Raw genomic sequence first — 18,445 nt, forward strand, 5'->3', positions numbered from 1 at the left:
GGCTGCCCGGTGGGGTGCGGCGGGGTTCCGGTCATCACTGTCGCCCTCCGGAGGTCTCGGCGTACCAGGCCAGGATGCGGTCCATCCCGGTGGTCAGTTGCTCCACGGAGCTGGCGAGGGACAGCCGCAGGTGGCTGCGAGCGGTGTCGCCGAAGGCCGTCCCGGGTGCGGTGGCCACGCCGTGGTGCACGAGATCAATGGCTGCGACGCGGGAGTCGACCCCGTCGCCGAGCGGGAGCATCAAGTAGAAGGCGCCGGACGGCACGGTGACGTCGATGCCGGCAGCGGTGAGCCGGTCGACGACCAAGTCGCGCCGGGTGCGGTAGGTCGCGACCATCTCGCCGACGACGTCCTGCGGGCCCTGCAGCGCGGCGAGCGCGGAGGCCTGCGAGGCGGCGGAGATCGAGGAGAGCAGCGGCTCCTGCAGCCGGGCGAGGGTGGGGGTGAGCCAGTCCGGCCCGGTCAGGTAGCCGACCCGGGAGCCGGTCATCGCGTAGGTCTTGGAGAAGCTCCAGACGCTGACCACGTGTTCCGGCGCGATGGCGAAGGCGTTGGTGTGCGTGCCCTCGAACAGGATCTCGTCGTACACCTCGTCGGCCAGTACGGTGATCCCGCGGTCGGCGGCGGCCTCGACCAGAGCCGCGACCAGTTCCGGCGGGAAGACCACACCGGTCGGGTTCGACGGGGTGTTCAGCACCAGGATCCGGGTGGACGGGGTGAACAACGACTCGATCTCGGCGAGGTCCGGCAGGAAGCCGTTCTCCGCGCGCAGCGGGTAGTGCACGGCGTGGCCGCCGTTGAGGATCGTCTGCATCTCGTAGTTCGGCCAGGCCGGATCGGGGACCAGCACTTCGTCGCCCGGCGTCAGGATGGCTGCGAACACCGCGGCGATCCCCTGGACGGCGCCCTGGCTGACCACGATCTGGTCGGGCGCACGCTCGAGACCGTAGAGCCGGTGCAGTCTCTCGGTGATAGCGGCGCGCAGCACGGGGGTGCCGGCGCTGTGCGTGTAGCGGTTGGCGGCGGCGCTGGTGGCGTGGCCGGCCTCGACGATGTGGGCGGGGGTCAGGAAGTCCGGCTCACCGATCTCCAGGTGCACCACGTCGGGCAGGGCGAATGCCAGGTTCACGATCTCGCGGATACCGGAGCCCGGGACGGCGGCGGCCGCCGCGCTGACGCCGGGGGTCAACAGCGCGCTCATCGGCGCACCAGGTCTTGCTCGTTCATCACATGCAGGACGGTAGGAACCCGGTGTTTCGGGCGCAGTGAGCCAAGGTTACGAACTTGCTAACTGCTAGGTGTGACGACCGATGACCTGTCGGTTGACAGCTAGATTGCCATGTGACCTTTCAGAGAAGTGAAGTCCGTGTCGGTGCGTGGTCCAGTCTCGCAGGCGGGGGGACGGCCGAGCTGCTGGCCTCCGCCGGGCCCGACTGGCTGGCCCTCGATGCGCAGCACGGCACCTGGACCGACGCCGACATCCTCTCCACCATCAGGACTGTCACGGACCTGCCGGTGTGGGTGCGGGTAGCCGACGACAGTCATGCCGGGATCGGCCGGGTGCTCGATGCCGGTGCCGCCGGGGTGATCGTGCCGATGGTGGACACCCCCGCGCAGGCCGCCGAGGCCGCGGCCGCCTGCCGGTACCCCCCGCTGGGCGGGCGCAGCTGGGGCCCGATGCACACGCTGATCGGGCGCCCGGTGCCGACCACCACCGAGGCGAACGCGGCCGTGCGCTGTGCCGTGATGATCGAAACACCGTTGGCATTGTCGAATGTCGAGGCGATCGCCGCGGTGGACGGCGTCGACATGATCTTCGTCGGGCCGTTCGACCTGTCCATCGCGCTGGGCACCGATGTCGACTCGCTAGTGGCGGACGCTGCCGATGACGCCCCGTTGCCGCGGATCGTCGCCGCCTGCCGGGCCGCCGGGATCCGGGTCGGTGTCTTCGCCGGCACCTCCGACCGCGCCGAGCAACTCGCCGAGTTGGGTTTCCAGGACATCATCGCCTTCACCGACGCCCTGCTGCTGGGTGCCGCGGTGCGCGGTGAGGTCGCGCGCTGGAACGGCGCCGGGGCTGCCGGCTCCGGCTCCTCCTACTGACTCCGGCGGAGGTCCTGCAACCCGAGGTGACGGGTTGCAGGACGTTCGGCACGACTCAACGCTGCTGGACCCCGGGCGTACGATCCGGATCATGAGATCTCTGCAGCTCGACGTGCCCGACGAGGTTTATGACCGACTCGTCGAGATGGCACGTCTGGAGGGGATCCCGGTCGAGGAGATGGCGATCCAACTCCTCGGTGGACCGGCCGACGTCGGAACCAACGCCGAGCTGTTGGCCTCCTTGCCCGACCTCGGTCTCACTCCTGCTCAGATCCTGGACGCGCTCCACGCCGAGCGGCGGTAGTCAACGAGTCAGCGCGGCCCGTTCGCCGGCCGGGTCGGTGTCCGGGTCGACGTCGACAACCACCTCGTGCACGCCGGCGTCTTCCAGAGCGGCGAGGTGCGTGGCGACATCCGTTGCGCGGCCGCTGGATCCGACGAGGCGCAGGGTGATCCGCAGGTCGTCGGGGTTGCGGCCGGCGGCGGTCGCAGCGGCGTGGACGATGTCGATCTCGGACCGCAGGTGCGGGACGTCGAGGTCGGGCAGGGCCTGCTGGGCCAGCCAGCCGTCACCGATCCGGCCCGCTCGCTTGAGCGCGACGGGGGAGTGGCCACCGACGTACAGCGGGATCGGCTGCGCCGGTGCGGGCAGGATCAGCATGTCCTCAGGCAGGGTGTAGCGGCCCTCGGAGCGGGCCTCCGGCCGACCCGTCCAGCAGGACCGGAGCAGCGAGATCCATTCCACGAAACGGGGTCCGCGGTCGTCGAACGATGCGTCGAGGGTCTCGAACTCCTCACGCAACCATCCCGCCCCGACGCCGAGCGACAGCCGGCCGGGTGCGAGCGCGTCGATGGATGCGGCCTGCTTGGCGAGCAACACCGGGTTGCGCTGCGGGAGGACCAGCACGGCGGTGCCGAGGCGCACCCGCGAGGTCACGGTCGCGGCCGCGGTCAGCGCGATCAGTGCCTCGACGTACGGGGTGTCGGTGGGCCAGCGCGCGATGCCGTCCGGCTCGAAAGGGTAGTAGGAGCGCACGGTTCCGGGCAGCGCGACGTGATCGCTCACCCACAGCGAGTCGAACCCGGCCTGCTCCAGGCTCGCCGCGACTTCGGCCACCCGGCCCTGTGCCGCCACCGCACCGGTGTGCGGCAGCTTGGCCCCGATTGCGACACTCATCCCAGCGCCAGCCAACCGCCGTCGACCGGCAGGTACGCCCCGGTGATGTAACCGGCGTGCTCGGAGGACAGGAACGCGACCGCGTCGGCGATGTCCGATGGCTGCGCCGGGCGGCCCATCGGGATGCGCGCCATCATGGTCGCGCGCTTCTCCGGATCACCGAGAGAGCCTGCGGACATGGCGGTGTCGGTCACACCCGGTGCGACGACGTTGACCGTCACGCCGTACTTCGCCCAGTCCACGGCCAGCGCCTTGCCCAGCATCAGCACCGAGCCCTTGGACGCGGCATAGGCGGCCTGCCCGGGCAGCGCGATCATCGAGTTGACCGAACCGATCAGCACGATCCGCCCACCGTCACCCTGCTCGGCGAACTGCCGGCAGGCCGCGGCGGCGACGTCGAAGCTGCCGACCACATTGACGTCGAGCACCGTGCGCACCAGGTCGGCGGGCAGGGTCTCGGCGGGGCCGGTCTTCTCGATGCCGGCGCAGGTCACCACCACGTCCAGCCGCCCGTGCTGTGCCACCACGGCACGGACCGCGGCATCGCCCGCGCCCGGCGCGGTCACGTCCATCTCCAGCGCAGTGCCGCCGATCTCCGCGGCGACCCGCTGCGCCCCCGCCAGGTCGCGGTCCGCGCACACCACCACGTCGCCACGGGCGGCCAGCGTCGCGGCCACGGCCGCGCCGATGCCCGCACCGCCACCGGTGATCAGGGAAACCCTCATGTCAGCCATCCTCCGTCGACGACGAGCACATGTCCGGTGATGTAGGAGGCCTCGGGCGAGGACAGGAACGCCACCGCGTGCGCGACCTCCTCGGTGCTGCCCAGCCGGCCCAAAGGGATGCGGCTGTCGGCCAGGCCGTCGAGGCCGTCGTCGTTGGTCAACGCCCGCATCAATGGCGTGTCCATGGTTCCGGGGGCGACCCCGTTGACCCTGATCCCGGTCGGTCCGAGCTCGCGGGCCACCGCCTGGGTCATCATCTTCACCGCCGCCTTGGACATGTCATAGGCGATCATCGGCGAGCTGGACGCGGTGAACGACGAGGTCGAGGCGATGTTGACGACATTGCCGGCACCGCGCGGCACCATCAGCGCCGCCGCGGTCCGCAGCACCTGGTAGCTGCCGCGCACGTTGATGGCGAAGGTCAGGTCGAACGAGGACAGGTCATCATCCAGCACGGAGGTGTACCGGCCGATGCCGGCGCAATTGACCACGGTGGCGAGCGGGTGGGCGGCGTCGGCGGCGCGGACCACCCGGTCCACGGCATCGGCATCGGAGACGTCGAGCGCGACGGCCTCGGCACTCCCGCCGGCCGCGACGATCGCCGCAGCGGTGGACTCCGCACCGGCCAGATCCCGGTCCGCAACGACGACCAGGTCGCCGCGTGCGGCCAGGCGCTCGCAGATCGCCCGGCCGAGTCCGCTCGCGCCGCCCGTGACGAATGCAGCCTCAGCAGGCTGTGAAGGTGGCATGTGCACATCAAACCTCAGGATCACTGCGCGTATGTAAACAACATGACCCGTTTCGACCTACAGCTGAAACATTCGGGGTCTAGCGTCCGGGTCACCGACGTACCCCAGGAGTTGCTGATGAAGTTCGGAGTGGGGCTGTACTGCCTCCAATCCACGGCGTCGACACCACGACACCCCACCGTGCCCTACCGCGCCGTCGTCAAGGACGCGCAGTACATCGAGTCGCTCGGCTACGACGGGCTGTGGCTCTCCGAGCACCACTTCTTCTACGACGGCTACTGCCCGGCGCTGCTGCCGGTGGCGTCCGCCGCGCTGGCCGCGACGACCACGCTGCGCGTCGGCACCGGGATGATGCTGCTGCCGCTGCAGGACGCCGGCCGGGTGGCGCGCCTGTCCGCCGACATCGCCGAGAGATCAGGCGGTCGGCTGGATGTCGGCGTCGGCCTCGGCTACCGCGACGTCGAGTTCGACGGCAAGGGTGTGCCGCGCAGCGAGCGGGTGGCGCGCAACAAGCTGGGCCTGGCCGAGCTGGAGCGGGTGGCCGTGCCGGCCGGCGCGACATTGTGGAGCGGGTCGGCGACGCCCAAGGGCATCGCCCGGGCCGGCGCCCGCGGGCACGGGGTGCTGCTGTCCGGGGCGAACCCGCTGTCCCTGGTCCGCGAGCTCGCCGCCGCGCACCGCGAGGGGTGGGAGGCCGCCGGTCGTCCGGGCGGGGTGCGGCCGCGGGTCGCCGCGCTGCGCAACGTCTGGCTGACCGACGACAAGGCCGAGCAGGCAGCGGCGCTGGACTGGCAGCGGGCCAGCTACGTGCTGTACGCCGGGCTGGGATGGTCGGTGGCGCAACAGGAGTCGACCGAGGCGATGGACTTCCGGGCCGATGTCGACAAGGCGGTGGCGCAGGCGGTCGCGACGACGATCTCCGGTCCGGCGCCCGCGGTGATCGAGGGGCTGCATGAGGTGGCCGAGGCCGGTGTGGACGACGTGGTGTTCCGGGTGATCATCGAGGGCGCGCCGCAGCAGGTGGTCAACCGGATGCTGGGCCGGCTGGCCGACGAGGTGCTGCCGGAGTTCGAGAACGTGGAGGCGGCATGAGGATCGGCGCGGCACTGTCCGGGACGGAGCTGGTCGCAGCCGCCGAGGCGGCCGGGATGTTCGGCATCAACGTGCGGGCGGCGGGCGTCGAGGCGTCCCGGGCCAGCGAGGTCGCGGTGACCACCACCGATGCGCGGGTGCTGGTGCGGGTGGTGCTCGGCGACGAGAACCCGGTGACGCTGGCCGAGGAGGTCGCGGTGCTGGACCACCTCTCGGCCGGCCGCGTCGTCGCCATCGTCGACACCGGTGATCTCGACGTCGCCGGTGCCGCCGAGGATCTCGCGCTGCTGCGCAAGTCGTGGTCGGGCCGGATCTTCCGGCACGAAGGTGCCCGCTGGACGGTGCCGAGCGGTGTCATCACCTCCGGCGTGCCGACCACCGTGTCGGTCACCCCGAAGCCGGCGCAGATCGACATCCCGGTGTGGCTGGACGGTCCGGTGGCCCGGTCGATCGCGATCGGTGTGCCGGTGATCGCCCGGTCCTTCGACGAGGTCGACCCGGCGGCGCAGGTGCAGCCGGCGATCGGGCAGCTGTCCGGTGACCTGACCGACGACCGCGAGCTGGTCATCGGCTGGTCGGACGCCGGCGCGACCCACCTGCTGGTGGAACCGCCCGCCGGTGCCGACGCCGACTTCTTCGCCGGGTACGTTGCTCGCTACCTGCAGCCGGAGGTGTCGATGCCGTCGTTCCCCCGAGTCATGGCCGAGGCGGACCTGCCCTCGCGCTGGACGCCGTGAGCGCGCGCCGCGAGCCCGCGAAACGGGCCGTGCCGAAAGCCGCCGCCCGGGGATCGATGGCCGGACTGGCCGGGGCGATCGAGCGGCAGGGCCCGCCGGTCCCGCTGGACGACATCGACCGTGAACTGATCCGCCGGCTGGCCGCCGACCCGCGGTCGTCGCAGCGGCAGTTGGCCCGCGAGGTCAACATGTCCGGGCCGGCCGTCGGCGAGCGCATCGCCCGGCTGGAACGGCTCGGCGTGATCCGCGGCTACACCGTCGACGTCGACTGGGCCGCACTGGGTTTCCCGGTTCTGGTGTACATCCCGATGAGCATCGCGCCGGGTGCGGACCTGACCCAGATACTGGCCGACCTGCACGAGATCCCGGAGCTCGAGGAGCTCATCGCCGTCACCGGCACCTACGACCTGATGGCCCGCTTCCGGCTGCGCGACCACGCGCACCTGCAGACCGTCCTGCTCGAACAGCTCTGGCCCATCTACGGTCTCCAGCGCATCGAGACCTTCCTCAGCCTCGGTGAGGTGCGTGGGGCGAGCGTGCTCGACCGGCTGTTGGAGCCGGACGTGCAGGAGGAGCCGGTCGACGAGGGTTGAGCCTGTGCGTGCGATCACAGGCACAGAGAGCGGGTAGCTGCTTCCAGATGTGGTGGCAGCGGCCTATGCCTGCTGTCGCAAGCAGAAGGCGTGGAGCGGAGGGGCCGGCATGGTCGGGCTTCTCGCGGTTCTGCTCGTCCCGGGCCTATCGGCTACAGCCACGGTAGCCGGCAGGCCAGTGAGCGAAACATTCTGCCGAACAACAGCTTCAATGCCCACCCTCGTGAGCCGCGAAAGCGCGGCCCAGCCCCCTGATTCCTGATCTCCTTTGCTCTACCGACCTTCGCTCTATCGACCGGCGTCCGCAGGTGCGTGCACTCTATGCCGTGTTCACCACGCATAGATGGCTCGGAGCTGGTCAGAGATGAATTCGAGAGCTACTGTGCCTGCAAAAGCAGGCATAGGAGTGTGACGTGACCGGACCTCGCCGTACCGCACCGCGCCGGGATGATGTCGTGCCCGCGCTGGCCGGGCTGGGGAGCACCATCGCGGCGAGACGGGTCCAACTGCGCTTGACCCAGCAGGATCTTGCAGACCTGGCCGGAGTGTCGCGATCCAGCATCCAGGCGCTCGAGTACGGCTCCGGCGGGCTGCGGCTCGCTGCGCTCGTCGAGGTGGCATCGGTCCTCGGGCTGCAGGTCACGCTCGAGTCGCCGTTTGTGGCGGACCGATGATCGCCGCGGCGGATCTCCGGCAGGTCGACGACGCCGTCGTCCTCATCGATGACGAGCCGGTCGGACGGCTGACCAGGACCGCCGGAGACGATGTCGAGTTCCACTACGCGGGTGAGTGGGTGGACGAGCACCGGTCCGGCCGTCGCAACTCGGTGGCCTGGACGTTGCCGGTCGATGGCACCTACCCCGTCACGTACTCCGGGGGTGCCGTACCGCCGTTCTTCGCCGGGCTGCTGCCCGAGGGCGTCCGACTGGGCGCGGTGGTCTCGGCCACCAAGACCTCGCCCGACGATCACCTGACGCTGTTACTGGCAGTCGGCGGTGATGCGATCGGGAACGTCCGTGTGGTGCCCGCCGGCTCCGAGATCATCGATCCCACAGCGATGTTCGACCCCCGGGACCACCGTGACTTCCGTCGCCTGTTCGACCGGATGGCAACATCCTCGGACGCGGATCCGTTCGCCTTGCCCGGCGTGCAGCCGAAGGTCAGCGCAGCGATGTGGTCGGTCCCGACGTCAACGGCCTCCGGTCCGGCGATCCTGAAACTGACGCCACCGTCGGGCTTCCCGCGGTTGGTCGAGAACGAGCACTTCTTCCTCCGGATGGCCGCCGGCTGCGGACTCGCCGTGCCACGGCAGGAGTTGCTGCACGACGACGCAGGGCGGAGTGCGCTGCTGGTGCGCCGCTTCGACCGTGCCAACGGCCGGCGGATCCCGCAGGAGGACGCCTGCCAGGTGGCCGGGCTCTACCCGGCGTCGAAGTACCGGATGAAGTCCGAGACCGCGGTCGAGGTGCTGGCCGAGGCCTGCGTGCGCGGTGGTGGCTCGCGATTGGCCGCGGTCCGGGAGTTCCTGCGGATGATCATCTTCTCGTGGTTGATCGGCAACGGCGACCTGCACGGCAAGAACCTGTCGATCCATGCGCCGGATGGCGTATGGATGCCGACCCCGGCGTATGACCTGGTGACGACGCAGCCCTACACCGGCTGGCGGGACCCGATGGCGATGAACCTCTACAGTCGCGCGAACCGGCTGCGCCGCAGGGACTTCATCGACGCCGGTGGCCGGTGGGGCCTGGGCGAAGCGGTGGTGACCCGGCTGATCGACCAACTGCTCGACCGGGCGGAGCCGTGGGTCGAGCGGATCGGCGAGATCGGGTTCGGGGAACGCGACACCGAGCGCCTGGTCGAGTTGATCGGCAAGCGGATCCGGGGACTGCGGGCCTGACCTACAGCCCGTCGTACCGCTGCCAGTTGGTCCGCTGCATATCGCGGCACTCGGTCGCGTTGTCGGTCTTCACGAAGCCAGACTGCCCACCACGGGATGCCTCGGAACGAAGATCAACTCAGCGCTTGTAGGGTCACGATCAGGTGAGGCGACAGGGTTGTCGCCCGGAAGGTGGGTGCTGCGATGGGTGTGCTCGATCTGTTCCGGCTGGACGGCAAGGTGGCCGTGGTGACCGGTGCGTCCTCCGGGCTCGGGGTGGCGTTCGCCGCCGCGCTGGCCGAGGCGGGTGCCGACGTGGTGCTCGCAGCCCGACGGGTGGACAAGCTCGGTGACACCGCACGGCTGGTGGAAGCCGCAGGCCGACGAGCGCTGGCGGTGCAGACCGACGTCGCGTCGCCGGAGGACTGCCGGGGGATGGCGGACGCGGCGATGGCGGAGTTCGGCCGGATCGACGTGCTGGTCAACAACGCCGGCGTCGGGACCGCGGTGCCCGCGCTGAAGGAGACTCCCGAGCAGTTCCGGTCGGTGATCGACATCAACCTCAACGGCTCCTACTGGGCGGCCCAGGCGTGCGCGCACCACATGCAGCCGGGGTCGAGCATCGTCAACGTCTCGTCGGTGCTGGCGCTGACCACCGGCGGACTGCCGCAGGCGGCCTACTCGGCGAGCAAGGCGGCGATCATGGGACTGACCCGGGATCTGGCCCAGCAGTGGGGGAGTCGGCGCGGGATCCGGGTCAACGCGGTGGCGCCGGGGTTCTTCGTCTCCGAGATGACCGACGGATACGCGCCGGGCTACCTGGACGCGATGCAGCATCGGATGTTGCTCGGCCGGATGGGTGCGGCGGAGGAACTCGCCGCCACCGTCGTCTGGCTGGCCTCCGCCGCGGGCGGCTACACCACCGGGCAAACCGTGGTCGTCGACGGCGGGGTCACCATCACCTGAGCTGCTCGCGCCGATGACCTGAGCGTGCAGAGAGGTCCTGCAACCAGTGACCTGCACCCATGGTCACGGCCCACTGGTCACTCCGCTCCTCGCCGCTGCACTCGTTCTGCGGATGCGATGCTCGCTGCCGCGACTGCTCCGAGCTCACGGGTTGCAAGACCTTAGTGGCGAAACATGCTGGGCGCCCGGGGAAGTGGCCGCCGGTACAGCCACTTCCCCGGACTGTCAGCCCGGGAGTCGGGACCCGGGTGGTCTAGGCAGGGGCGAACTCGTTGACTCGTGCCCCACGCGTTCCATTTCGGCCTCCGAATGCCCTGCGAGGCGAGATGATCCACGCAACTTCGGGCCCAGCGGTCGGGGGGTCGGGCGCCCGTCAGTAGGACTGCTGGATGATCGCGGCCACCTTCCCGACGTCGTCGTTGGCGGCGAAGACGCCCTGGATGTCGGCGAAGACGCCGTTGGTGACGATGATGGTGAAGGCGAGCTTGCGGCCGGAGGCGGCGTCCATGTAGCCGCCGAGGGCCTTGGTCGGCAGCACGATGCGGTTGTTGTAGATGTCGAACAGCCCGAGGGTGCCGGTCTTCGCGAAGACCTTGCCGGCGGCGGGGCTCTTCGCCTGCACCATCTCCAGCGAGCCGTCGACGCCGAGGATCGGCAGCGTCGCCTTCCACTCGTCCGCGTCCGGCCGCTGCGCCATGATCCGCTGCAGGTCGGCCTCGTTGTCGGCGGTGATCATGTTGCCGGTCAGACCGGAGCCGTCGATCAGCACCGCCCCGGTCGGGTCGAGCCCCTCGCCCTTCCAGATCTTGGCGGCCTCGGTCAGGCCGTCGTCGCAGTCGGTGCTCCCGGCGGAGACGGCCAGCCGGCAGATGAAGGTCTGCGCGCCCCGGTTGTAGCTGATCTTGAGGACGTACTTCGCCTCCTCGGACAGCGGCAGCGACTCGCGCTCGGCGACGACCGGCAGCGCGGTCACCGCGTCCTTCGCGGGCAGGTCGGCGACCGGGTTCTCGGCCACCGGATCGGCGGACACGGTCACGCCCGCCCGCTCCAGCGCCTCGATGAACGCGGTCCGGGCGAACCGCGCCGGGTCGTCGAACGCCCAGGTCCGGATGATCGGGTCGCTGTCCGCGGCGATGGAGCCTGTCAGCACCACCTGACCGTGCGCCGGCGAGTCGATCGTGATGTTCGTGGTGCCGCCGGCCGCGACGGTCTCCACCTGCACGTCGACCTTCCACGGCGCGACGACCGGCCGCATGACCGCCTCGGCCTTGCTGCCGACAGCGCCGGGCGTGATGGAGAAGTCGATCAGGTTGTTGTTGATGATGATCGGGGTGATCGGCCCGTTCTCCAGCGCATCCGCGTCCCAGAGCCGGTCGTCGATCAGCACATCGCCCTTGATCTGGTTGATCCCGGCGTCCTTGACCTGCTTGGCCAGGGCGTCCAGCCCGGTCAGCGGATCTTCGGTGACCAGGGTGGCACCGGGGATGTCGTTGGCGTCGTTGTGATCCAGGTTCGTGTAGTCGATGGTGCCGTCGGGCTTGGTCTGCCCGCCCATCGTCAGGTCGCCCTGCCCGACCATGATCAGGTCCCCGGTCAGCACGCCGCCGGCCACCTCGCCGGACCGGTGCACCGGCGTGGTGACGGTGGAGTCCGGGCCGAACTTCGCCCAGACCGCGCCGGAGCTGTACGTCTTCACGACGGACCCGGGCTGCAGGAACAGGCCGGCGTTGTGCGAGATCAGCTGCTCGCCGGTCTCCAGGTCCTTGACCGAGATCGCCCACTGCCCGCCGTCGTAGGCGGCGCCGTTCATCACCTCCAGCGCCGAGTCGTCGAGGCCGGGGATCTGTTGCGCAGCGGCCGATGTCGATATGGCGGCGCTGCTCGAGCTGGACGCCGATGCAGTACTCGACGAGGCGGACGAGCCGGACGAGGGAGCCGCGGAGGTGGCGCCCGCATTCGAGGCCGAGGAGGACGGGGCGGCCGCCGGGTCGCCGGTGCAGGCGACCAGCACGCCGGCGAGGGCGACAGTGACGACGGCGAGACTGGTTCTACGCACGGGAAGACCTTCCTGATCCGGACGTTCCGGACGTTCCATTGCAGCAGGGGCGGGGGCCGGGGTCGATGGACCTAGGTCCAGTCCTGAGCACGTTCACCCGGCCAGGGTCTCGTCGAGCCAGTCGAAGACCACCTGGCCGAACAGCGAGGCGGCGCCGGCCTCGTCGTGCTCGCCCGCGCCCTCGGCGTTGGTGAACAGCACGTACGTCTTCGGCGCCGTCAGCGCCTCGTAGAGCGGCTTCGCATCGCCGCCGCGGACGTCGTTCTCGGCCTCGCAGATCAACGTCGGGCAGGTGATCCTGTCCGCCAGACCCTTGATCGTGTAGTCGACCGCGCCGCGCAGGTAGTCCAGCGGGGTGTCGAAGCCGTGGGTGAGCATGCCGCGCAGCAGGGTGAACCGGATCTCCGACGACTGCGCCATCTCCGCCTCCAGCGCGGCGTTCAGCACTGCCGGATCACCGGTGTACAGCTCGTCGCGGTACTGCTCCGGCATCATGAACGCCCCGCGCGGGCCGGGGGTGTACTGCGCGGCATCGGCGATCAGCGCGGCGATCCGGTGCTCGGCGGTGGCTGCGCGCGGCGCCAGGTACCCGCCCCAGCTGCGGCCGATCAGCGCGATCTTCTCGACGTCGACCTCCGGACGCTGCACCAGCCAGTCGATCTGCGGGGTGACCACCTTCTCCCAGTCCGGCCGGAAGTACAGCTTCTGCTCGATCAGCGCCCCGCCCTGACCGGGCCCGTCGACCAGCAGCACGGCGTACCCGCGCTCCAGCGCCGCCGTGCCGCCGGAGAAGAACATCTCCTCCTTGGTACCGTCGTACCCGTCCACCATCACCAGGGTGCGGAACGGACCGTCACCGTCTGGCAGGATGAAATATCCTTCCAGGGTGGTGTTCTCGTAGGGGATCTGCACGATCTCGGTGGTCCATCTGCCGAGCGCCGCGGCCTTCTGGAAGGCGGCCCGCTGGCTCTCGTAGGACTGCACGAACCGCGGATCCATCGGCGGGGCGTACATGAAGGTGCCGGCCGTCCGGTAGTAGGTGACGGCGCGCAGGTACGCCTGGTGCGCGCTCACATCGTGGCCGGCGGCGGCGCTCTTGTCGCCGATGGCCATGATGCGATCCGCGGTGGCGGTCCACTGCTCGTACCAGCTGTCGGTGTCACCGGGCACGATCCGCCGCGCGGTGACGAAGCACTCGCTGACGTCCGCGCCGCCGTCGAAGATGGTGTCCAGCGCCCGCAGGAACTGGCCGTCGAACTCCGGGTCGGTGAACGCCAGCTCCGTCATCCCGACCGGGGCGAGCGGTGCCGGCGTCGTGGTGGCCGTGGTTGCAGCGGTCGACGAGGAGGCCGACATCGACGTGCTGGCAGCGGAACTCGCTGATGATGTCGTGGTTGCTGAGGTGGTGGGGGCGGTGGTCACCGCCGCCGCATCGGGCGTGCCGGAGGTGCAACCGGCCAGCGCGGCGGTCGCGCCGAGGCCGAGCAGTCCGGCGCCACCGAGGGTCAGGGCGCGGCGGCGGGAGAGCGGGAGTGGGGAGGTCATCGCAGAGTCCTTGTCGATCGTGTGGTGGGTAGGTGTCGGTGGCTCATCGGGACCGGCTGGGGACGCGGCGGTGCCGGACCAGCGCGCCCTGGTGCGGAACGGGAGCCAGGCGGGACAACGGATCGTCAGATTCCATCGGGCCGAGATCGACCAGCAGGCAGGCCATCCCGGCTTCCAGCACCGGAACGGCGATGCTGCGGTAGCTGGCCTCCACGCCGCGGTCCGGGTCGACGGGAAAGACGACGGTGCGGGATCCGGGCCGGTCGACGGCCGGCCGGAAGTAGTACCCGGTGATCCCTGCGGCGCCGGAGCCGAGCTGCACCGGCTCGGCGGGGTGCGGCAGCAGCGGCACCGCCGCCTGGAACGCCACCGCGGCCAGTTCGTCGAGCACCCGGCGGTCGGCGTCCGGCGTACCCGGTTGTTCCAGCGCGAGTGCGCAGCTGTCGACCACCTGCAGGTAGACGGCGCACGCCGCGGCGAGGCGGTCTTCGCCCAGCAGGGTGTCGGCGGTGGTCATCAGCCGCTGGGCGCGGGCCGAGAAGAACCGGACCCAGTCGTCCACGCTCACCCGGCCACGGTGAACACGGGACGCCCGTCGGGGCCGGTGGTCTCGACGTGACCCTGCAGCAAACAGTGGTTGAGCAGGGTCAGCTTGAGGAAGGTGCCGAACACGGGGAACTGGAAGCGGTGCAGCACGTCGACCGACGATCCCGGGGTGGCGGTCGCGACGAGCTCGTCGTACAGCGCGTCGATGCCGATCGGCCCGATCCGCTGCAGTGTGCCGTCGACAGTCTCACGGAACTCGGCCTCCCCGGCCACCATCCCGGACAGCACCGCGCGGGCGGCGTCCCCGTCCGCCGGCAGCATCGGCCGGTGCCCGGCGCAGACGGTCCGGATGATCCCGGCGTCCATCAGTGCCAGCGCATGACCGGCCATCCGCGCCGCCGACCGCGGGTCGCTGTCCGCCCAGATCGGCGCGGTGGACGTCTCGTCCGCCAGCATCAGGAAGCCGTGCTCGGGGATCAGGAACACGCAGCCGCCGGCCGAGTGCCCGCCGGACTGCAGCACCTTCACCGCGCCGCCGCCCAGGTCCCAGCCGGTCCACCCGGTGCCCGCCAGGTTCTGGTCGACGGCCGGTCCCAGGTCCTCGAGGTCGGTCATCCCGTCGATCCGCGGGAACGTCGGCGGGTAGTTGGTCATCAGCAGCCGGATGACGGCGGCCGGCAGCAGCTGCGCGATCGCCGGACCGATACCGGCGGCGCGCCCGGCGCGCAGCAGCTCGGCGGCGGTCCCCTCGGGCAGCTCGGCGCCGAGCGCCCGCAGCACCGAGGCGGCGCTGTCGTCGTCGATGTCCAGGCCCTGCAGGTAGTCGAAGTAGGGCAGACCGCGCTGGTACATCGCGGAGAAGAACGACTCCGCCTCCAATGCCGGCCGGGCGTCCCGGGGCAGGAAGTGGCGACGCCGGGCGGCGGGGATCTCGTCCAGCACGTCGTTGTTGCCGAGGTGGTCCAGGTGCCCGTGGCTGTTCACCAGCACCACCTCCTCGACCGGGCCGAGCTCGGCGGCGCACGTCAGGATCGCCGCCCGCTGCGCCTCGCCGACCCCGCTGTCCAGCAGGTACAGGGTGTCGGCGTGCCGGTACAGGGCGATGGTGGGGATGTCGGGGTCCTCCCACAGCCGGTGCGGGTGGTGGCCCTCGATCACCCGCAGGTTCGGGGCCGGTGCGTCGATGTCGCCAAGAGTCATGGCAGCACCGTGCCGGGCCGTCCTCTCACGGTCCTCACACGGCCTCGGCCGGGTAAAGGGGCCTGTACCTGAGCCATTCAAGGTCGTCCCTAAGGTGATCAGGTGCGACTCCACGACCTCGGGCCGATCTCGATCGAGACGGCGGGTGTGTCGCGCCCCTTGGCCGGCCGCCGGGTGGAGGCCGTGCTGGCGGCGCTGCTGGTGCGGCGCGGCGAGATCGTCAGCACGGACTGGCTGATCGACGCGGTGTGGGGCGAGGACCCACCGCCCCGCGCGGCGGCAGCGCTGGACACGCTGATCTGGCGGCTGCGCCGGTTCCTGGAGCCGCAGCGACCGGCAAGATCTCCGTCGACGGTGCTGCGCACCGAGGATCCCGGCTTCCGGCTGCTGCTGCACACCGACCAGGTGGACTCGGCCGTGCTGGCCGCCTACGCGGACAGGCTGGGGACCGGCGGTGACCCCGCACAACGGGTGGCGGAGTCGGCGGCCGTGCTGGACCTCTGGCGCGGCAATCCCTACGAGACCGTCGCCGACACCGGGTGGCTCGACCCGGTCCGCACCCGCCTCGCCGAGCAGCGGCTGGCCGTCCTGCAGGACCGCATCGACGCATTGCTGGAGACGGGTCAGCCGGAGCGGGCGGTCACCGAGTTGGTGCCGGTGATCGCCGAGCACCCGTTCGTCGAGCGGCTGCGGGAGCAGCGGGTGCTCGGCCTGCAGCGGGCCGGGCGACCGGCCGATGCGGTGGCCGCCTACCGCGAGTACGCGGAGCTGTTGGACGCGGAGCTGGGTGCCGCGCCGGGCGGTGATCTGCAGGCGCTGGTCGGACGGCTCGGCCGCGCGGCTCCCGTGGCCACGACAACCACTGCGGTGTATGCGGTCCCGCACCGTCGCACCTCGATGCTGGGTCGGGCCGACGACCTCGCCGCGGTGCGGCACGGGCTGCGCCGGCAGCGCCAGGTCAGCGTCGTCGGGCCGGTCGGCTGCGGGAAAACCAGATTGTCCATCGCGGTAGCGGAGGCGCTGCGGCTGGATTACGCCGACGGGGTCGTCTTCGTCGACCTGACCGATCTGACCGGTGCCGAGCCGGCGGACGCGGTGGCCGGCCGGGTGCAGGAGGCCCTGCAGATCCCGGCCGATCCGCAGGTACCGCCCGTCGCTGCCGTCGCCGCGTTCACCGCCGACCGGCAGGTGCTGGTCGTCCTCGACAACTGCGAGCAGGTCACCGCGGCCGCGGCGGAGATCACCCGGACCGTCCTGGCCGGTGACCGCGCGGCAGTGCTGGCCACCAGCCGGCAGCCGCTCGACCTGCACGGCGAGCTGGTGCACGTACTGCGTCCACTCCCGCTGCCGCACAGCGCATCTCCGGCCGACCTCGCCGGCAGCCCGGCCGCGGCGCTGCTGGTCGAGCGGCTCGCCGAGGAACGTCCGACGGCGGATCTGGAGGAGGCCGAGCGGGCGGCGGTGCTCCGGATCTGCACGGCGACGGACGGGCTGCCATTGGGCATCGAGCTGGCCGCGGCGCTGCGGCCGGTGCTCCAGCTGCACGAGATCGCCGACGCGCTGGACGGCAACCAGATGGGCCTGCGCCGGCCCGGCCGGAACCTGCGCGACGCGTCCCGTGCGGAGGCCACGCTGCGCGACTCCATCGACTGGAGCCACGGGCTGCTCACCGGCGACGAGCGGGTGGTGCACCGCCGGTTGTCCGTGCTGCCACCGGGTTTCACCCTGGAATCGGCGGCAGCGGTGTGCAGCGACGACGAGCTGACGGCCGAGGAGGTGCCGCATGCGGTCGCCGGCCTGAGCTTCCGCTCGCTGCTGGTGGCGGTCGGCCCGTACCGCCCCGGCGGTCCGTCCGTGTTCCGGCAGCTGGTGCCGATCCGGGAGCACGCCGGCGACCAGCTGCGTACGGCAGGGGAATCAGGTGCCGTCACCGACCGCCGGGATCGCTGGGTGCGCTCGCTGCTGATGGCCGGACCGCGCCCGGGTCAGTCCGGGCAGGCGGAGCACTACCTGCACATCGACGACCACCTGCGGGCCGTCACCGCCTCGCTCGGCGACCGGCTGGCCGAAACCGTCGACGACGCCGACGTTCTCGCGCTCTGCCGACTGCTGCCGTACTGGCTGGACCGGATGATCGGCGCCGATGCGGTCCGGCTGGCCACCGCCGTCCGCAAGGCCGTCGGGCCGGCGAACAGCGCGGTGGCCCGAGCGCTCGCGGTGGCGGTGCACGGCTGTGTGCTGGCGGCAAACCAGGAGGTTGCGGAGGTGAGAGCCGAACTGGTCGAAGCTGTCTCGGACCTGACAGCGTCGGCCACGGAAGACCTGCCGCGGGAGACGCGCCGACTGATCGGTGACACGCTGACCATGGTCACCGCCTGCTGCTGGGTCGGCGACGACTACGAACTCGCCGCCATGGCCGCCGATGCCGCCGCCGGGCACGGTACGGCGCTGCAGGACGACCACATCGCTGTGGTGGCAGCGGTCTTCGCGTCCTCGCTGCAGCTCTTCAGCGATCCCGGCGCGGCCCGGTCCGAGGCGACGGTGCTGGTCGAGCGGGCCGGCGAGGTGGGCAACAACCTGGCCGCGTTGATGGCTACCGTCACCCTCTCGGTCGCCGCGCTGCTGGACGGCGACGGCCCGGCCGGCCTGGGCTGGACCGACCGGACCCTGCGCCTGCACGAGACCCTCGGCGTGTGGAACATCGCCGACACCCTGGAGACCCGGGGCAACCACTACGTCAACGCGGGCATGCCGGTGGAAGCCCTCCGCTGCTACGGCGCTTCCCACCTGCAGAACTCCCGCGTCGGCCGGACCTGGCCCCGGCATCCCGGGACCGCCGAGAAGCTCGACGGTCTCCGGGACACTCTGTCCTCCAATGACTTCCAGGATGCCTGGGCCAGCGGGGAGCGGCTGGGTGCGGACAACCTGGTGGAGGGCTGGCTGTAGGGCGTGTCTCCCAACCCCGAATCTGCTGCACAACGCCCTGAAAACAGTCGGATGCGTAAACTGGTGTTTGCCAGGTCGGAAAGCCAACCAGGATTCCCAGCTCCTCGACCCCCTTGCCGACGGCCCAACAG

At 70.8% G+C, this 18,445-nt stretch carries 17 protein-coding genes; 9 read left to right on the forward strand and 8 right to left on the reverse strand.

The annotated features are described in order from the left end of the window. Nucleotides 1-34 precede the first annotated feature (34 nt). Nucleotides 35-1,201: a pyridoxal phosphate-dependent aminotransferase gene (locus tag GIS00_RS14250; protein ID WP_154769064.1), complete on the reverse strand. Its 1,167-nt coding sequence runs from the start codon at nt 1,199-1,201 to the stop codon at nt 35-37. Nucleotides 1,202-1,341: 140 nt separating this feature from the next. Between GIS00_RS14250 and GIS00_RS14255 the strand changes: the two genes are divergently transcribed. Both GIS00_RS14255 and GIS00_RS14260 read left to right on the forward strand, forming a co-directional pair. Beyond that, complete coding sequence (locus tag GIS00_RS14255) at nt 1,342-2,103, forward strand: HpcH/HpaI aldolase family protein (RefSeq protein WP_154769065.1); 762 nt, start codon at nt 1,342-1,344, stop codon at nt 2,101-2,103. Between the two features lie 91 nt (nt 2,104-2,194). After that, nucleotides 2,195-2,407 carry an antitoxin gene (locus GIS00_RS14260; RefSeq protein WP_154769066.1) on the forward strand — a complete coding sequence of 71 codons (213 nt, stop codon included), beginning with the start codon at nt 2,195-2,197 and terminating at the stop codon, nt 2,405-2,407. Here the strand turns inward: GIS00_RS14260 and GIS00_RS14265 are convergent, their stop codons facing one another. Genes GIS00_RS14265 through GIS00_RS14275 form a run of 3 tightly spaced genes read right to left on the reverse strand, consistent with a single transcriptional unit; the run spans nt 2,408 to nt 4,754 of the window. Next, nucleotides 2,408-3,280 (reverse strand): TIGR03619 family F420-dependent LLM class oxidoreductase, encoded by an 873-nt coding sequence (locus tag GIS00_RS14265; RefSeq protein WP_154769067.1) that lies wholly within the window; start codon nt 3,278-3,280, stop codon nt 2,408-2,410. It lies immediately after the preceding gene. Continuing rightward, entirely contained in the window at nt 3,277-4,005 is a 729-nt protein-coding gene (locus tag GIS00_RS14270; RefSeq protein WP_196073281.1) for an SDR family NAD(P)-dependent oxidoreductase, read from the reverse strand. The genes GIS00_RS14265 and GIS00_RS14270 overlap by 4 nt, the downstream gene beginning before the upstream one ends. Beyond that, entirely contained in the window at nt 4,002-4,754 is a 753-nt protein-coding gene (locus tag GIS00_RS14275) for an SDR family NAD(P)-dependent oxidoreductase (protein ID WP_154769069.1), read from the reverse strand. Before GIS00_RS14275 ends, GIS00_RS14270 begins: the two co-directional genes overlap by 4 nt. A gap of 117 nt (nt 4,755-4,871) precedes the next feature. Here GIS00_RS14275 and GIS00_RS14280 point away from each other — a divergent pair, with 117 nt between their 5' ends. From GIS00_RS14280 to GIS00_RS14305, 6 genes are all read left to right on the forward strand, one after another. Next, nucleotides 4,872-5,846, forward strand: a complete 975-nt coding sequence (locus tag GIS00_RS14280) for an LLM class flavin-dependent oxidoreductase (protein WP_196073282.1) — start codon at nt 4,872-4,874, stop codon at nt 5,844-5,846. Beyond that, complete coding sequence (locus GIS00_RS14285) at nt 5,843-6,583, forward strand: LLM class oxidoreductase (protein ID WP_154769071.1); 741 nt, start codon at nt 5,843-5,845, stop codon at nt 6,581-6,583. The genes GIS00_RS14280 and GIS00_RS14285 overlap by 4 nt, the downstream gene beginning before the upstream one ends. Then, nucleotides 6,580-7,176 (forward strand): Lrp/AsnC family transcriptional regulator, encoded by a 597-nt coding sequence (locus GIS00_RS14290; RefSeq protein WP_154769072.1) that lies wholly within the window; start codon nt 6,580-6,582, stop codon nt 7,174-7,176. Before GIS00_RS14285 ends, GIS00_RS14290 begins: the two co-directional genes overlap by 4 nt. Nucleotides 7,177-7,589: 413 nt before the next feature. Continuing rightward, nucleotides 7,590-7,850 (forward strand): helix-turn-helix domain-containing protein, encoded by a 261-nt coding sequence (locus tag GIS00_RS14295; RefSeq protein ID WP_322097962.1) that lies wholly within the window; start codon nt 7,590-7,592, stop codon nt 7,848-7,850. Further along, entirely contained in the window at nt 7,847-9,076 is a 1,230-nt protein-coding gene (locus GIS00_RS14300) for a type II toxin-antitoxin system HipA family toxin (protein ID WP_154769073.1), read from the forward strand. The genes GIS00_RS14295 and GIS00_RS14300 overlap by 4 nt, the downstream gene beginning before the upstream one ends. A 183-nt stretch (nt 9,077-9,259) precedes the next feature. After that, nucleotides 9,260-10,021, forward strand: a complete 762-nt coding sequence (locus tag GIS00_RS14305) for an SDR family NAD(P)-dependent oxidoreductase (protein ID WP_154769074.1) — start codon at nt 9,260-9,262, stop codon at nt 10,019-10,021. A gap of 373 nt (nt 10,022-10,394) precedes the next feature. Here the strand turns inward: GIS00_RS14305 and dacB are convergent, their stop codons facing one another. From dacB to GIS00_RS14325, 4 genes are all read right to left on the reverse strand, one after another. After that, nucleotides 10,395-12,077 (reverse strand): D-alanyl-D-alanine carboxypeptidase/D-alanyl-D-alanine endopeptidase, encoded by a 1,683-nt coding sequence (dacB, locus tag GIS00_RS14310; protein ID WP_322097963.1) that lies wholly within the window; start codon nt 12,075-12,077, stop codon nt 10,395-10,397. 93 nt (nt 12,078-12,170) lie between these two features. Beyond that, on the reverse strand, nt 12,171-13,622 hold the full coding sequence (locus GIS00_RS14315; protein ID WP_154769076.1) for an alpha/beta hydrolase family protein: 1,452 nt from the start codon (nt 13,620-13,622) through the stop codon (nt 12,171-12,173). Nucleotides 13,623-13,665: 43 nt separating this feature from the next. Beyond that, nucleotides 13,666-14,190, reverse strand: coding sequence for a hypothetical protein (locus tag GIS00_RS14320; protein WP_154769077.1), 525 nt, complete (start codon nt 14,188-14,190; stop codon nt 13,666-13,668). Continuing rightward, entirely contained in the window at nt 14,187-15,368 is a 1,182-nt protein-coding gene (locus tag GIS00_RS14325) for an MBL fold metallo-hydrolase (RefSeq protein ID WP_154769078.1), read from the reverse strand. The genes GIS00_RS14320 and GIS00_RS14325 overlap by 4 nt, the downstream gene beginning before the upstream one ends. A 102-nt stretch (nt 15,369-15,470) precedes the next feature. On the opposite strand from GIS00_RS14325, the gene GIS00_RS14330 reads away from it, so the two are divergent. After that, nucleotides 15,471-18,314, forward strand: a complete 2,844-nt coding sequence (locus tag GIS00_RS14330) for an AfsR/SARP family transcriptional regulator (protein WP_154769079.1) — start codon at nt 15,471-15,473, stop codon at nt 18,312-18,314. Nucleotides 18,315-18,445 lie beyond the last annotated feature (131 nt).

The sequence above is a fragment of the Nakamurella alba genome (assembly GCF_009707545.1).
GTDB classification, from domain to species: domain Bacteria; phylum Actinomycetota; class Actinomycetes; order Mycobacteriales; family Nakamurellaceae; genus Nakamurella; species Nakamurella alba.

Bases quoted from the DNA above. Each gene is read 5' to 3' on its own strand.
- GIS00_RS14260 (WP_154769066.1), top strand. From the start codon at position 2,195: ATGAGATCTCTGCAGCTCGACGTGCCCGACGAGGTTTATGACCGACTC.
- GIS00_RS14265 (WP_154769067.1), bottom strand. From the start codon at position 3,280: ATGAGTGTCGCAATCGGGGCCAAGCTGCCGCACACCGGTGCGGTGGCG.
- GIS00_RS14280 (WP_196073282.1), top strand. From the start codon at position 4,872: ATGAAGTTCGGAGTGGGGCTGTACTGCCTCCAATCCACGGCGTCGACA.
- GIS00_RS14285 (WP_154769071.1), top strand. From the start codon at position 5,843: ATGAGGATCGGCGCGGCACTGTCCGGGACGGAGCTGGTCGCAGCCGCC.
- GIS00_RS14325 (WP_154769078.1), bottom strand. From the start codon at position 15,368: ATGACTCTTGGCGACATCGACGCACCGGCCCCGAACCTGCGGGTGATC.
- GIS00_RS14250 (WP_154769064.1), bottom strand. From the start codon at position 1,201: ATGAGCGCGCTGTTGACCCCCGGCGTCAGCGCGGCGGCCGCCGCCGTC.
- GIS00_RS14315 (WP_154769076.1), bottom strand. From the start codon at position 13,622: ATGACCTCCCCACTCCCGCTCTCCCGCCGCCGCGCCCTGACCCTCGGT.
- GIS00_RS14300 (WP_154769073.1), top strand. From the start codon at position 7,847: ATGATCGCCGCGGCGGATCTCCGGCAGGTCGACGACGCCGTCGTCCTC.
- GIS00_RS14305 (WP_154769074.1), top strand. From the start codon at position 9,260: ATGGGTGTGCTCGATCTGTTCCGGCTGGACGGCAAGGTGGCCGTGGTG.
- GIS00_RS14270 (WP_196073281.1), bottom strand. From the start codon at position 4,005: ATGAGGGTTTCCCTGATCACCGGTGGCGGTGCGGGCATCGGCGCGGCC.
- GIS00_RS14275 (WP_154769069.1), bottom strand. From the start codon at position 4,754: ATGCCACCTTCACAGCCTGCTGAGGCTGCATTCGTCACGGGCGGCGCG.